This window comes from Streptomyces sp. C10-9-1 (assembly GCF_024497955.1).
Lineage (GTDB): Bacteria > Actinomycetota > Actinomycetes > Streptomycetales > Streptomycetaceae > Streptomyces > Streptomyces sanyensis.
Genome location: NZ_JANHKP010000015.1, coordinates 1 through 13,703 on the forward strand (window position 1 = coordinate 1; position 13,703 = coordinate 13,703).

The window sequence follows — 13,703 nt, forward strand, 5'->3', positions numbered from 1 at the left end:
GTCCGCGCCCGCCGTGGCCGTCAACAACACCCCCTACGACTTCTCGGTGACACCGTCGACGGTGTCCGCGGGCGGCAGGGTCACCCTGACGGCGGGTGGCTGTCCCAGTACCACGACCGTCACGTCCGGTGTGTTCGACACCGTGACGATCCCGCGCAACGGCGCCGCCACCGCCGTGGTCGACTGGGACGCCCGTCCCGGTGCCGTGTACTCGGTCCAGTTCAACTGCACCGGGCGGATCGGGACGCTCGACCTCAGGATCGCCGGCGGCTCCTCCACGCCGACCGCGAGTTCCACCCGCTCCGCGGTGACCATCGCCCCCTCGGGCGTCGGCGGCGGTGTGGGGGGCAGCATCGGCGGAGCCGGCACCGCGGAGATCGCCGCGGGCGGCGCCCTGGTGGCGGCCGCGGCGGCGGCGACCGTCCTGGTCGTCCGCAGGCGGACGGCCGACCGGCGTCACTGATGCCCCCGCACGGCCGGGCGCGGGCATGTACCGAGCCCCCGTCCCGGCGGCAACCGCCCGTCGCCCCGGGTCCGTTGCGGACCCGGGGCGACGGGCGGCCCGGCTGACCGGGAGGTTCGGCCGGTCAGGCCTGACCGCCGACCGTGCGGCGCCGGCGGGCGACGAACAGGCTGCCGCCCACCGCCGCCGAGGCGACGAGCCCCGCGCCGATGGCCATCTCGGTGCTGGAGGGGCCGACCGACCCCCCGAGACCGCCCTGCGCACCTCGGCCCGGGCGCACGGTGAACGAGGCGCTGGCGGTCTGGTCGCTGTTGTTGCAGCGGACCGTCAGGTGGTAGTCGCCGGGCCGGGCGTTGTTGCGGACCCTGGCCGTGGCCTCCTGCTGGCCTCGGTCGCCGCGCGAGAGGGTCGCGTCGGGGAAGGCGTTGGAGCTGACGGTGCCACCCCGGTGGCAGCCGTCGACCGTGATCGTCAGGGTGCCGCCGGGGAACACCGTGGACGGGCTGACTTGGACGTTCCTCGGGCCGTCCCCGCCGCCGGCGGCGGCCAGGGGAGCGCAGAGCCCGACGGCCGCGAAGGCGGTCGCGGTCACCGCGAGAGCGCGTGCTGCACGCATCGTTGAACCTCCAGGAAGACGCTCCGAAGCGGCGCTCCGGGAAAGTCGACGAGGACGCCTTCCATGACGAACCCTCACCGAGGCCGACAAGCGGCGCATATCGGGCTTGGGCCACCCCGGTGACCGCCGGTACGCCCGCCGGGGTCATGATCGCAAGGACCCGCAGGTCACGGACCGTCGGCCGCTCCTGCGGTCCGATGACCCGAACGGATCACCCGGCTGGCCCCGGCCACCCGTTCGCCCTTCCCTGATCGCCGCCCTCCGCGGGCGCGCTTAGCGTGCCTGCATGCGCATCAAGGGGAGAAGAGCGGACCGGGACACCTTCGGCCGTGAACGGATCAGGCGCCCCTCGCCCTGGGGCGTACTGGCACTCGTCATGCTCAGCGGCATCGCCCTGATGAGGAACGGGGTGGATTCCGGTGCGGGGCCGCCGCAGCCCGCGGCCGCGGCCTCCGCCACCGGCGGCGCGGGGGAGAACTTCCTTCCCGTCCCGCTCGAACCACTCGCGTACGCGCCTCCGAAGACGATCCGCATCCCCGCCCTGAAGGTCGACGCCCCGATCATGGACGTGGGTCTCGACGACAAGGGCTGGATCGCGGCCCCGCCCGCGGCCGACCCCAACCTGGCCGGCTGGTTCCAGAACGGGGTGGCCCCCGGCCAGCGCGGCACCTCGGTGATCGTCGGGCACGTCGACAACCAGGCGGGCCCGGCGGTCTTCTACGGTCTCGGCTCGCTCCGCAAGGGCCACCGCGTCGAGGTGCCCCGGCTGGACGGGCGCACGGCGGTCTTCGAGGTCTACGGGGTGGAGGTGTTCGCCAAGGACGACTTCCCCGGCGTGCGGGTGTACGGGGACACGGGCCGGCCGGAGCTGCGCGTGATCACCTGCGGCGGCGGGTACTCCCGGGCCTCGGGCTACGACGGGAACGTCGTCGTCTTCGCGCGGATGGTCGAGGCCGGCTGACCGCCCGGGCGGGGGCCCCGCGGGGCCCCCGGCGGTCGCCTCAGCGGTGCGGGACGGTGACGCGGTACCCGGCGTCCAGCAGGCGCGGCAGGTACCTCCGCAGGGCGGCGACGCTCTGCGAGCGGTTGCCGCCCGCATCATGGGAGAGGACGACCGCACCGGGCGCGGCACCGTCCATGACCCGGCGGACGATGGTGCCCGTTCCGGGTTCGGTCCAGTCCAGGGTGTCGACGGTCCAGGCCAGGGGCTCCATGCCCAGCTCCGCGCCGATCTCGAAGGAGTGCCTGTTCCAGGCCCCGTAGGGCGCGCGGTACCACAGGGGCCCGGTACCCACCGCGCGGTCCACGACCTCGCAGGTCCGTGAGAGTTCCCGCCGGATCGCCGGGCGCGTCAGCCCCGGCACCAGGGGGTGCGACCAGGTGTGGTTGCCGATCACATGGCCGTCGTCGGCCATCTCGCGCAGCAGGTCCGGGTGGTACTGGGCCATCTCCCCGCAGACGAAGAACATCGCCGGCACGCGGAACTCGCGCAGCGTGGCCAGCACCCCGGGGGTGTACCGCGGGTCGGGCCCGTCGTCGAAGGTCAGCACGATCGTCCTGCCCGCACCGGGCAGTTCGAGGATCGGCCGGGTGCGGACCGGCGGACGTGCGCGCCGCACCCGGGGGGCATGCGCCGTCATCGGCTGGAGGCGGTAGGAGGAGGCCGGCTGCCGCGGACCGGCCGCGGCCTGCGGACCGGCCGCCGGTGCCACGGGCTCCGGCTCCGGCACGGGCGCCGGCCGCGGGGCGGGGCGCCCCGGTGCGCCGCCGGGCTCGGTGGCGAACAGTCCCCCGACGACGGCGGCCCCGCCGAGCGCGGCGGCCCAGTGCAGTACCGAGCGGCGACGGACGGGCAGTTGGTCCTTGTGCATGGCCCACTGCTCGCACGTGCCGTGCCCCGGGAGGGGGAAACGACACGGGCACGGGCGGGATTCAACCCGATGGGACCACCGCGACCGCCCGCCCGGCGGCGCCGCCCGGTGCCGGCCGGCCGGGGGCGCGGCCGTCCCGGTGGACCGCCGCGCGGCGCCGGGTGCGGTGCTGCGACGCCGCGGCGGGGTGCGCGGCCGTCGCGCGCCGGGCGGCGGTGCGGCTGGCCGGGCCGGGGTGCCGGCAGGTGGCCGCGGTGCTCCGAGGGGCCTACCGCCGCGCGGGCCGGCGTCGCGCGGCCCGGCCGACCGCTCACCGCACCGTTCGTCGCCCGGTGCGACCGTTCACCGACGCCCCCCGTCCGGCGTCTGTCGCGATCCGGCCGGATGCGTTCGTATACGCCACGTGACAGCGGCCCACGGGCGAAAGGATGTTGACGCATGGCGACGGCGACCGCGACCACCGACGAGCAGGCGCTGGCGGAGCTCCAGCGGGACCACGGCCCGGCGCTGCTCGGCTTCCTGCTCGGCCTCACCTACGGTGATCAGCAGCGCGCCGAGGACCTGCTCCAGGAGACCCTGCTCCGGGCCTGGCAGCACCCCGAGGCCTTCGACGCCCCGTACGACTCCATGCGCCCGTGGCTGTTCACCGTCGGCCGGCGCCTCGCGATCGACGCACGCCGCTCCCGGCTGGCCCGGCCGGCGGAGATCGGCGACGGGGTCCTCGCCGCCGTCCCGGACCCCTGCGACGCCACGGAGAGCGCCGTGGCCGCCCTGGACGTGCGTGCCGCGGTGGGGTCGCTCAGCCCGGAGCACCGGGCCGTGCTGGTGCACCTGTACTTCGGGGGCCTGAGCGTCAACGAGGCGGCACAGGCGCTCGGCATCCCGCCCGGCACGGTGAAGTCCCGCTCGCACTACGCGCTGCGCGCGCTCGCCCGCGGCCTGCCCGGCTACAGCCGCCGTGGCGCACCCGTGGACCCGCGGGCCTCCGTGGACCGCCCCCGCCACTCCGACCACGGGCACGGCGGGGGCGTATGCCGTACCTCACGGGCGAGTTGAGCAGATTCGGGCCCGCCGCCGTACCGGACGGGAGAGGCTCGTCGGGAACAGTCCGCACGGCGGCGGTCCGCGCGACGGCGATCCGCACGGCGGGAAGGAAGAGGTGGGGCGATGCTGCGCGGGACTTCGGGCGACACCGGGGGGCCGGGGCTCGCCGTGCCGCTCGGATGGTGGTGCGCCGAGTACACGGCGGACGAGGTGCTGCGGTCCGCGGACCTGGTGGACCGGGGCACGGTCGAGTTCCGGGCGGGGCTGCACGCCCTGGCGCTGACGGTGCACCTCTGCGAGGGCGCCCGTCCCCCCTCCCCCGCCGACGCCGGTCCCCGCTCGCGCGAGTGGCTGGCCGTCACCGCCCACGGGCACCCCTGGTCCCACTGGGCCGCCCGGCGGCTGGGCGAGCGGGCGCAGCTCGCCCGGAGCGGGGTCCCGGACCCCGACCTGGGCCCCGCCGCCGCCGCGTGGGAGTGGCTGCGGGGCACGGAGGTCCACGCGGCGGACCTCGGCGGTCTGGGGGAACCCTGCTCCGGGGCGCCTTCCGCGGCGGGGACGGCGGTGGACGAGGGGCGCCGGGTGTGGACACCGGCGTGGCGGATCGGCGTCCCGCTCGGGCACCTGGCGGTCGGCCTGTGGTGAGCGCCCGGCGACCGGGCGGCGCGGCCGCCGGCCGAGGGGGCACCCGGGCCGAGGCGCACACGGTCAGGCGAGCGCACCCGGTCCGGGCGAGGAGTGCACGCCCGCACGGTACTTGGGGATCCTCACGGTGATCTTCATCCCGGCGCCCACGGCCGTCTCGACGACCAGCCCGTACGCGTCGCCGTAGACCTGGCGCAGCCGGTCGTCCACGTTGAGCAGCCCGATGCCGGAGGAGGCGGTCCGCTCCCCCGCCAGCAGCGAGCGCAGCACCGCGGGGTCCATCCCGACGCCGTCGTCCTCGATGACGACCACCGCCTCCGCCCCGGCGTCCTGGGCGGAGATCGTGACCCGGCAGCGCTCCCGGGAGTCCTCCAGCCCGTGCTTGACCGCGTTCTCGACCAGCGGTTGCAGGCAGAGGAACGGCAGGGCGACCGGGAGCACCTCGGGGGCGACCTGGAGGGTGACGGTCAGCCGGTCGCCGAAGCGGGCCCCTGCCAGCGCCAGGTACTGCTCGATGGAGCGCAGCTCGTCGGCGAGGTGGGTGAACTCGCCGTGCCGGCGGAAGGAGTAGCGGGTGAAGTCCGCGAACTCCAGCAGCAGTTCCCGGGCCCGCTCGGGGTCGGTGCGCACGAACGAGGCGATCGCGGCCAGCGAGTTGAAGATGAAGTGCGGGGAGATCTGGGCGCGCAGGGCGCGGATCTCCGCCTCGATCAGCCGTGTGCGCGAGCGGTCCAGCTCCGCCAGCTCCAGCTGCACCGAGACCCAGCGGGCGACCTCCGTCGCCGCGCGGGCCAGCACCGCCGACTCCCGCGACCCGTAGGCCACCAGGGCGCCGAGCACCCCGTCCTCGCCGGTCAGCGGCGCGACCACCGCCCAACGCAGCGGGCAGTCCACCTCCTCGCAGCGGCAGTGGGCGCTCTGCCCGCGCCCCGAGTCCAGCACCTCCCGCACCCGGGCCAGGGCCTGCTCGCGGTGGTGGTCGTCGCCGGGCCCGTCCCAGGCGAGCACCCGCCCCCGGTCGGTCAGGCACAGGGCCTCGGTGCCCAGCAGCGAGCGGAGCCTGCGCACGGCCTTGCGCGCGGTGTCCTCGGTCAGCCCGGCGCGCAGCGGCGGCGCGGCGAGCGAGGCGGTGTGCAGGGTGTGGAAGGTCGCCCGTTCCACGGGGGTGCCCAGGTCCAGGTCCCGGCGGGTGCCCCGGCGGGCCGCGGACGCGCCGAGCACGAAGCCCAGCGCGAGGAGCAGCACCCCGCCCGTGGCGGCGAGCGCGACGGCTCCGGTGCCGCTCACCGGCCCGCTCCTTCGCGCCCGCGGTGCCCCGTCGGCCCGGGGCCGGGGCCCCCGGTCCGCCCGGGCCCCTGGTGGCCCGTCCGGGCGGCCAGGTCCTCGGGGAGGTGCAGCCGGGCGAGGATGGCGCCCGCCCCCGCGGGCACATGGCGGGCGGTGGCCAGGGAGACGCCCACCATGGTCAGGAACCCCAGGGGGACGGACCAGACCGCGGGCCAGGCCATCAGCGTGTGCGGCCACCCCTGCGGGGGCAGGCCCGCCCGCGTCGCCATCACCGCGGTCAGGGCGGAGCCGCCGCCCGCGACCAGCCCGGCGGCCGCGCCCGGCGGGGTGAGGCGCCGCCACCAGATGCCGAGGACGAGCAACGGGCAGAAGGAGGAGGCGGAGACGGCGAAGGCCAGCCCCACGGCGTCCGCGACGGGCACGTCGCGCGAGACCACGGACAGCACCAGAGGGACCGTCATCGCCAGGACCGTGGCCAGACGGAAGTACCGCACTCCGCGCGGCGGCAGCACGTCCTGGGTGATCACCCCGGCCACGGACATGGTCAGGCCCGAGGCCGTCGACAGGAAGGCGGCGAAGGCCCCCGCCGCCAGCAGCGCACCCAGCAGTTCGCCCCCCGCTCCCCCGATGACCCGCTCCGGCAGCACGAGCACGGCCGCGTCGGCCTCCCCGGTGAGCGCGAGTTCGGGGGTGTAGACGCGGCCCAGGGCGCCGTAGACCGGGGGCAGCAGGTAGAAGGCGCCGATCAGGCCGAGCACCACCAGCGTGGTCCGCCGGGCGGCGCGTCCGTGGGGGCTGGTGTAGAAGCGGACGGCGACGTGCGGCAGGCCCATCGTGCCGAGGAAGGTCGCGAGGATCAGGCCGTAGGTGGCGTACAGCTGGGGGCCCTCGCGCCCTCCGGCGAGCGGCTGGGACCAGCCGGCCGGGTCCGCGTCCGTGGCGGCGCGCTCCGGGACGGGGGCGCCCTTCGGCAGTCCGAGGACGGTGCCGGCCTCGATGCGGTGCGGCCCCTCCTCCAGCGTGAACGGCTCGCCCCGGCGCACCTCGCCGTCCACGGTGCCTGTCGCGGTGAGCGTGAGCGGCGCCCCGACGTCGACGCGGACGGTGTCGTCGATCCGTACCTCGGTGTGCTCGCGCAGCACGGCCGGCGCGTCGAAGCGGGCGCGCGGGGCGTCGTCGGCCGCCCAGGCAGTGGCGAGGAAGAGCGCGGGCACCAGCAGGGCGGTGAGCTTGAGCCCGTACTGGAAGGCCTGGACGAAGGTGATGCTGCGCATCCCCCCGGCGGCCACCGCTCCCGTGACCACCACGGCCACCACGACCGAACCGAGCCAGTCGGGCGCCCCGGTGAGGATCGCCAGCGTCAGTCCCGCTCCCTGGAGCTGCGGCAGGAGGTAGAGCCAGCCGATGCCGACGACGAAGAGGCTGGCCAGCCTGCGGACGGCGGCGGACTCCAGGCGGGCCTCGGCGAAGTCGGAGAGGGTGTAGGCGCCCGAGCGCCGCAGGGGTGCGGCGACCAGGACCAGCAGGACCAGGTAGCCGGCGGTGTAGCCGACCGGGTACCAGAGCATCTCCGGGCCCTGGAGCAGCACCAGGCCGGCGATGCCGAGGAAGGAGGCGGCGGAGAGGTACTCGCCGCTGATGGCGGCGGCGTTCAGGCCCGGCTTCACGGTGCGGGAGGCGACGTAGAAGTCGGAGGTGGTGCGGGATATCCGCAGGCCCAGTCCGCCGATGAGCACGGTGGCGAGGACGACGCCGGCGACGGCGAGTGCGGTGTACGTGCGCTCCACGGGTCAGCGGCCCTCGACGAGGCGGACGAAGTCCCGCTCGTTGCGCTCGGCCCGCCGCACGTACCAGCGGGCGGTCAGCCACATCACGGGGTAGACGCCGAAGCCGAGGGCCGCCCAGACGAACGGCGCGGGCGAGCCGGGCCACCCGCCGAGGGCGCCGGGCAGGGCGAACAGCAGCGGCAGGCTGCCGACCAGCAGGACCAGCACGCCGAGCGCGCGCAGCGCCGCCCGGAGCTGACTGCGCATCAGAGAGCGTACATAGGTGGTGCCGAGGGTGGTCTGCTCGCTGATCTCGGAGCGGGCCGGAGCGTGCCCGGGGCGGCGGCGGGCGGCGCGGGGCACACCGGTGACCACCTCGCGGCGGGGGGTGTGCTCTGGGGGCATCGGCGTCCGCTCCAGCGTCGGGTCGCAGGTCTTCGCGGGTCGGGGGTCGAGTCGGGGGCGGGGGTCGCGGGCAGGGGCGCTTCGGGGCCCGGCCGGAGCGGGCGGACCCGGAGCAGGGAGTCTACGCAGGGGCGATCACGGGCGGTAGAGACGCGGGCGTTCGGGTGGGACAGGTGGGGAAAGCGGCGCCCGCGGCGCGGAGTCAGGCGGGTCGCAGGCGCACGACGGCCCCGCCGCGCATGCTCACGGCGGGACCCGGGCCGGGGCACGGCCCGAAGGCCCCTGCAGGCGGATCACCAGGGGGAACGGACGTGCCCCGAGGTCCCGCCCGGGTTCGAGGAACTCCTCCCGGAGGACCTCCGGGGAGGCCCTCGGCAGCGGGCTGCCGGTCTCCGGCCGGACGGAGCCCGGCCGCGCGGCCCCGTCGTCCGACCGGAACTCCGGTAGCGCCCCCGAACGCGCCGTCGCCCGCCTCCACGACGTCCTCCGGGGAAGGGCCGCACGGTGCCGGCGGCCCGTCCCGGCAGGCGCGCCTCCCCCGCGAGCAGCCCCTCGCCCGGGAGAGCGCGGGGGCTGCGCGCGCACGCGGTGCCGGTGCCGTGCGGGCCGCTCGACCGGGTGCGACCGTGCCCGGGGCACGGGGACGCGGGCCCTCGCGACCCGCCGGGCGGCCGCCGGTGGCGGCTCACCCTTCGGGGGCGAGTACGCACGCGGCGATCAGGGCAGCCACACTCCGACCCGGCACGTTCCGGGACACCCCGACGGCCGGAGGACGCACTGCCCACGCACGAAGGCACACGGTGCGGAACCGGCCCGTCCCGCGCACGGCACCCCGGCCCGGCGGGTTCCCCGGGCGCCCCCGCAGGAGCCGGTGGGGCCGACCGGGCCGCCCCTCGGCTCGGCCAACCCGGCCCGCGAAAGAAAGGTGACGACGTGGGGCTCTTCCTCCCCTCCGTCCGTGCGATCGCACAGGCGTACCTCTCCCGGCACCCCGGGGAACTCCGGTCCTTAGCCGGGCTCCTGGCCCACCTGGCGGCCCCGGCCGGGACCGCCGGGCCCTCCGGCCCGCGGGGCCGCTGCGCCCGTCTTGCGCCCCTCACCTGCACGGCCGTCGTCGTGGACCGCGACCGCCGGGTCCTGCACACCCTCCGCGGCGGAACACCGTGCCTGCCCGCGCCGTGCGTCCCCGTCGAGGCGGCCGACCGGCACCTGGCGGACGCGGCACTGCGCGGGCTCTCGGCGGAGACCGGCATCCTGCCCGGGGACCTGTGCCTGACGCCCCGGCGACTCCGGGAACCGCTGGACATCGCCGTGCACGACGTCGACGCCGATCCGGGGACGGGCGAACCCGGCCGCCGCCGCTACGACTTCCGGTTCCTGTTCCCCCTGGTGCCCGGCTGCTCCGTGCACCGGGCGCCGACCGGGGCCGACGGAGGGGGCGCCCGGTGGCTCCCCCTGTCCGAGGTGGCCTGCCCGGCGCTCCGGGCGAAGCTCCCCACGGCCGGCACCGGGGGGCGCGGTGCGCATACGCCGCCCGAGGCGCCCGTCGCCGCACGTCCCGCCCGCGAGGGCCGCGACCGCTCCCCGGCACGGGTGCGCGAGGCCCGCCCGGCCGCCGCGGAGCGGGGGGTTCCGCCCCTGCGGCGCGGCGACACCCGGCCGAGGCGCCGAGCTGACGGGTCCCTGCACCCGCTCGCCGCCGCCGAGGGGACGGCGCACCCGGCGCCGGGCTCCGCCCCGGCGCCCTCCGCCGTCGGGAGGAGCACGGCCCCCGGCGCGGGGGACGTGGCGGTCCCGCTGCCCGTCGCCCGCGGGCGCGGCCCCGGCGCCGCGGGCACCGAGGACGCCGGGCCGCACCGGCCCTCCACCGCCGTCGTGCCGGATGGGGTGCGACCCGGCCGGTGGGGCGGCGTCCGGGCAGCCACCCCCGAGGACGCCGAGGCGATCGTCCGGATGCGCTCGGCGCACATCCTGGCGGAGCCCCTGAGCGAGGAGTGGATCCGGCGGTGCGCGACCGAACTGGCCCCGCGCCTGGGCCCGGCGGGCGACGCGCGGGCCTTCGTCGTCGACGCGCCGGACGGTGCGCTGGCCTCCTGCGCCCTCGGTCTGGTCCACTCCGCCCTGCCGACGCCCGACCGCCCCCGGGGGCTGGCCGCCCGGCTCCACATCGTGGCCACCCGCCCGGACCTGAGACGCCGGGGCTGCGCGCGTGCCGCGGTGTCCGCACTCGTGGACCACCTCGCCGAGAAGGAACACGTCACCCTGTTCGAGGTCGACGCCAGCGTCGAGGCGGCTCCGCTCTACCGGGAGCTGGGCTTCACGGGGAGCCCGGTGTCGATGCGGATGACCCGTCCCGAGCCTCCCGCCGCCGACGGCGCCTCCGGGCACGGCAGCGGCTGGATGCCCCCGGAGCGGTACGCCGAGACGGTGCTGAAGGCCACCGCGTTCGCCTGCGTCTACTACACCGACGAGGACGACCGGCCGCTCCAGCTGCACTCCGTCTACTCGCCCGCCCATCCGTGGCAGTTGGTCGGCGGCACGATGGACCCGGGCGAGCGGCCCTGGGAGACGGCCGTGCGCGAGTGCCGGGAGGAGACCGGCCTCACCCCGCCGTCCCCTCCCCGCCTCCTGGCCACCGTCTACGGGCTGCCCGGGGCCGGCTGGCCCTACAGCAGCCTGGGCACGGTCTTCGACGGCGGGCGGCTCACCCCGGCGCAGATCCGGGGCATCGTCCTGGACCCGCGGGAGCATGACGAGGTGCGGGTCCTGCCCCTGGACGGGTGGCGGGCGCTGATGCCGCCCGGGGACTTCGCCCGCCTGAGCGCGGTGGAGAGGGCACGGCGGACGGGCGAGGCGGCGTACTTCGGCACCTGGGACTGGGAGGAGTGAGCCGTCGCCCGGCTCCGGCGCACCCGGCGGCCCGGTCCCGGCGCGCGGACGGCGGCGACGCCGTCCGCGCCCGGGCCGTCAGGCGCCGCGGCCCTGGGAGGTCCTGGCGCGGGGCAGCATCAGCAGGTCGCGCAGCTGGCGTGCGTGGCGGCGGCTGACGGCCAGTTCGGCGCTGCCGACGCGGACGGTCGTGGCACCGGCGTCCAGGCGCAGTTCGTCGATCCGCGCGAGGGCGACCAGGTGGCTGCGGTGGATGCGGACGAAGCCCCGGGAGGCCCAGCGCTCCTCCAGGGTGGACAGCGGGATGCGCACCAGATGGCTTCCGTCCGCCGTGTGCAGGCGGGCGTAGTCGCCCTGGGCCTCCACGTAGGAGATGTCGTCGACCGGGACGAAGCGGGTGACCCCGCCGAGTTCCACCGCGATCTGGTCGCCGCCCGGCCCGGGGACGACCGCCGGGGCACCGCCCCTGCGCACGGCGCCTGCCGGCTCCCGCTGGGCGGCCACCAGTTCGCCGACCCGGCGGACCGCCTCGGCGAGGCGTTCGCGGCGCACCGGTTTCAGCACGTAGTCGACGGCCTTGAGGTCGAATGCCTGCACGGCGAAGCCCTCGTGGGCGGTGACGAAGACGATCTGCGGCGGGCGGGCGAAGCCGGCCAGCAGCCTGGCCACGTCGAGGCCGGTCAGCCCGGCCATGTGGATGTCGAGGAACACCACGTCGACGGACTCGTCGCCGTCCGGCCCCGCCTCCAGCGCCCGGCCGATCCGCCGCAGGGCCTCGGTGGCGTCGGTGGCGCCCTCGGCGGTGCGCACCCGCGGGTCCGCCCTCAGGAGGTAGAGCAGTTCCTCCAGCGCCGGTCTCTCGTCGTCGACGGCCAGTACGCGCAGCATGGAGCGGAGTGTAGGGCCTGCGGCGCGGGGGCCGCGGCCCGTGTCGCGGCGAGGGGCGAAACGGGGTCCCCGGACTCGTGTGCACGACGCCGTCGGCGCATTGAGCAGGGGCCGGGGTCGCTGCGTATAGCAGAGTGACCGGCCGTAACACCAGGAATCGAGGATCGCCATGACCCGCCAGGAGCCGCACCGCGATGTGGCCGCCTACGCGCTGGGTGTCCTGGAACCCGGGGACGCGATCCGCTTCGAGGAGCATCTCGCCGGGTGCATGCGGTGCACCGTGCAGCTGACGGACTTCACCGCCATGGCGGACGCCCTGCGCGAGCTGGCCGAGCCCGGAGGGCTGCCCACCGCGCCCTCCCCCGAGGTGCTGGACCGGCTGACCGGGCGGGTGCGGGCGCAGCGGCGCAGGGCCGGGCGGCGGCGGTGGGCCGTGGGCGCCGCCGCGGCGGCGCTGGTCGTGGCGCTCCCCGTGGCCGTGGTCGCCGTCCACGGGCCGGGCGCACCGGCCGTGCCGGTGCAGCGGGTGGCGGCCTCCGACCCGGTCTCGGGGGTGCGGGCCTCGGTGGCGCTGGCGGACCACGGCTGGGGCACCTCGGTGGCGATGCGGCTCAGCGACCTGCCCGGCCCCCGGACCTGCCGGCTGGTCGCCGTGGGCACCGACGGCGCGGAGTACCCCGTGCTCAGCTGGCGGGTGCCGGAGTCGGGCTACGGGATCGACGGCGCCTCCGGCTCCGCCGGGCCGCTGGAGATCGCCGGGGGCACGATGCTGCGCTCGGCCGAGATCGGGCGGTGGGAGGTCCGGGGCGAGAACGGAGAGCGCCTGCTGTCGATCGGCGGCTGATCCCGGCGGGCTGGTGCGGGGGCCACGCACCGGAGCGGAGGCCGCGGCACGGCGGGCGAGCGGAGGCCCCGGGCCCGGCGGTCACTTCAGCAGGCGGGAGAGCCTGCGGTCGGCCAGCGGCCTCCCGCCGGTCTGGCAGGTCGGGCAGTACTGGAGCGAGGAGTCGCTGAACGACACCTCCCGGACGGTGTCCCCGCAGACGGGGCACGGCTGCCCGGTGCGTCCGTGGACGCGCATGCCGCTCCGCTTCTCCGCCTTCAGCCGGCCCGCCGCGGTGCCCCGGGAGCGCGCGACGGCCTCGCCGAGCGTGGCGCGCAGGCTGGCGTGGAGGGTGCGCAGCTCGTCCTCGTCGAGGTTCTGCACCGGTTTGAACGGCGACATCCGGGCCGCGTGGAGGATCTCGTCGCTGTAGGCGTTCCCGATCCCGGCGATCAGCGTCTGGTCGCGCAGGGCGCCCTTGATCCTCCGGCGCTCTCCGGAGAGCAGTGCGGTGAAGGCCGCCAGGTCGAAGGAGTCGGCGAGCGGATCGGGCCCCAGGGCGGCGATCGCCGGGACCTCCCCGGGGCTGCGGACGAGGTGGACGGCCATCCTCTTGGTGGTGCCCGCCTCGGTGAGGTCGAAGCCGCTGCCGTCGTCGAGGACGACCCGCAGCGCCAGCGGCCCCCGGCCCGGACGCGGGGGTGCCTCGGGAACGCGGTCCTGCCAGCGCACCCATCCCGCCCGGGCGAGGTGGACCACCAGATGGAGTTCCCCCGCGGTGACGTCCAGCCACTTGCCGTGGCGGTCCACGGCCGTGACCGGTGCCCCCTCGATCGCCGGGAGCGGCGGGTCGTAGGTCTTGAGCACGCTGACGGCGGCGGGGAGGGCGCGGGCGACGGACCGTCCGGCCAGGTGCGCGGCGAGGAAGCCGCGCAGCGCCTCCACCTCGGGCAGTTCGGGCATGCCTCCACCCTGCCGCACGGCGGTGGGCGGCGCGAGGCACGGG

At 76.8% G+C, this 13,703-nt stretch carries 13 protein-coding genes; 6 read left to right on the top strand and 7 right to left on the bottom strand.

Annotated features, from left to right (window positions below; all coding sequences use genetic code 11):
* On the top strand, window positions 1-463 hold a 463-nt coding region (locus tag NPS70_RS21335; RefSeq protein WP_256525971.1), incomplete at its 5' end, for a hypothetical protein.
* Between the two features lie 124 nt (window positions 464-587).
* Here NPS70_RS21335 and NPS70_RS21340 read toward each other — a convergent pair.
* Window positions 588-1,079, bottom strand: coding sequence for a hypothetical protein (locus NPS70_RS21340; RefSeq protein ID WP_256525972.1), 492 nt, complete (start codon window positions 1,077-1,079; stop codon window positions 588-590).
* 286 nt (window positions 1,080-1,365) lie between these two features.
* Between NPS70_RS21340 and NPS70_RS21345 the strand changes: the two genes are divergently transcribed.
* Window positions 1,366-2,040, top strand: a complete 675-nt coding sequence (locus tag NPS70_RS21345; protein ID WP_256525973.1) for a class F sortase — start codon at window positions 1,366-1,368, stop codon at window positions 2,038-2,040.
* 40 nt (window positions 2,041-2,080) lie between these two features.
* Here NPS70_RS21345 and NPS70_RS21350 read toward each other — a convergent pair whose 3' ends face one another.
* A complete protein-coding gene (locus NPS70_RS21350) occupies window positions 2,081-2,950 on the bottom strand; it encodes a polysaccharide deacetylase family protein (protein WP_256525974.1) in 870 nt (289 codons plus the stop codon).
* Between the two features lie 438 nt (window positions 2,951-3,388).
* Between NPS70_RS21350 and NPS70_RS21355 the strand changes: the two genes are divergently transcribed.
* Entirely contained in the window at window positions 3,389-4,006 is a 618-nt protein-coding gene (locus NPS70_RS21355; protein WP_256525975.1) for a sigma-70 family RNA polymerase sigma factor, read from the top strand.
* Between the two features lie 111 nt (window positions 4,007-4,117).
* Window positions 4,118-4,639 carry a hypothetical protein gene (locus tag NPS70_RS21360; protein ID WP_256525976.1) on the top strand — a complete coding sequence of 174 codons (522 nt, stop codon included), beginning with the start codon at window positions 4,118-4,120 and terminating at the stop codon, window positions 4,637-4,639.
* A gap of 63 nt (window positions 4,640-4,702) precedes the next feature.
* Here the strand turns inward: NPS70_RS21360 and NPS70_RS21365 are convergent, their stop codons facing one another.
* The 3 genes from NPS70_RS21365 to NPS70_RS21375 are packed head-to-tail and all read right to left on the bottom strand — an operon-like array spanning window position 4,703 to window position 8,097.
* A complete protein-coding gene (locus NPS70_RS21365) occupies window positions 4,703-5,926 on the bottom strand; it encodes a histidine kinase (protein ID WP_256525977.1) in 1,224 nt (407 codons plus the stop codon).
* Window positions 5,923-7,713, bottom strand: coding sequence for a cation acetate symporter (locus NPS70_RS21370; RefSeq protein WP_256525978.1), 1,791 nt, complete (start codon window positions 7,711-7,713; stop codon window positions 5,923-5,925). Before NPS70_RS21370 ends, NPS70_RS21365 begins: the two co-directional genes overlap by 4 nt.
* A gap of 3 nt (window positions 7,714-7,716) precedes the next feature.
* Window positions 7,717-8,097, bottom strand: a complete 381-nt coding sequence (locus tag NPS70_RS21375) for a hypothetical protein (RefSeq protein WP_256525979.1) — start codon at window positions 8,095-8,097, stop codon at window positions 7,717-7,719.
* 933 nt (window positions 8,098-9,030) lie between these two features.
* Here NPS70_RS21375 and NPS70_RS28760 point away from each other — a divergent pair.
* The gene (locus NPS70_RS28760; RefSeq protein WP_256525980.1) at window positions 9,031-10,986 is read left to right on the top strand and encodes a GNAT family N-acetyltransferase; all 1,956 of its coding nucleotides are present in this window, start codon (window positions 9,031-9,033) and stop codon (window positions 10,984-10,986) included.
* Between the two features lie 78 nt (window positions 10,987-11,064).
* On the opposite strand, the gene NPS70_RS21385 is transcribed toward NPS70_RS28760, so the two are convergent.
* Window positions 11,065-11,874 carry a LytTR family DNA-binding domain-containing protein gene (locus NPS70_RS21385; protein ID WP_256525981.1) on the bottom strand — a complete coding sequence of 270 codons (810 nt, stop codon included), beginning with the start codon at window positions 11,872-11,874 and terminating at the stop codon, window positions 11,065-11,067.
* A 169-nt stretch (window positions 11,875-12,043) separates the two neighbouring features.
* Here NPS70_RS21385 and NPS70_RS21390 point away from each other — a divergent pair, with 169 nt between their 5' ends.
* Window positions 12,044-12,718 (top strand): anti-sigma factor, encoded by a 675-nt coding sequence (locus tag NPS70_RS21390; RefSeq protein WP_256525982.1) that lies wholly within the window; start codon window positions 12,044-12,046, stop codon window positions 12,716-12,718.
* Window positions 12,719-12,799: 81 nt separating this feature from the next.
* Here the strand turns inward: NPS70_RS21390 and NPS70_RS21395 are convergent, their stop codons facing one another.
* Complete coding sequence (locus tag NPS70_RS21395) at window positions 12,800-13,660, bottom strand: Fpg/Nei family DNA glycosylase (RefSeq protein WP_256525983.1); 861 nt, start codon at window positions 13,658-13,660, stop codon at window positions 12,800-12,802.
* Window positions 13,661-13,703: the final 43 nt, after the last annotated feature.

What these genes read in the sequence shown, in the direction of transcription:
- NPS70_RS21395 (WP_256525983.1), bottom strand. Translation starts at nt 13,660, where the DNA reads ATGCCCGAACTGCCCGAGGTGGAGGCGCTGCGCGGCTTCCTCGCCGCG.
- NPS70_RS21385 (WP_256525981.1), bottom strand. Translation starts at nt 11,874, where the DNA reads ATGCTGCGCGTACTGGCCGTCGACGACGAGAGACCGGCGCTGGAGGAA.
- NPS70_RS21350 (WP_256525974.1), bottom strand. Translation starts at nt 2,950, where the DNA reads ATGCACAAGGACCAACTGCCCGTCCGTCGCCGCTCGGTACTGCACTGG.
- NPS70_RS21340 (WP_256525972.1), bottom strand. Translation starts at nt 1,079, where the DNA reads ATGCGTGCAGCACGCGCTCTCGCGGTGACCGCGACCGCCTTCGCGGCC.
- NPS70_RS21375 (WP_256525979.1), bottom strand. Translation starts at nt 8,097, where the DNA reads ATGCCCCCAGAGCACACCCCCCGCCGCGAGGTGGTCACCGGTGTGCCC.
- NPS70_RS21345 (WP_256525973.1), top strand. Translation starts at nt 1,366, where the DNA reads ATGCGCATCAAGGGGAGAAGAGCGGACCGGGACACCTTCGGCCGTGAA.
- NPS70_RS21390 (WP_256525982.1), top strand. Translation starts at nt 12,044, where the DNA reads ATGACCCGCCAGGAGCCGCACCGCGATGTGGCCGCCTACGCGCTGGGT.
- NPS70_RS21355 (WP_256525975.1), top strand. Translation starts at nt 3,389, where the DNA reads ATGGCGACGGCGACCGCGACCACCGACGAGCAGGCGCTGGCGGAGCTC.
- NPS70_RS21360 (WP_256525976.1), top strand. Translation starts at nt 4,118, where the DNA reads ATGCTGCGCGGGACTTCGGGCGACACCGGGGGGCCGGGGCTCGCCGTG.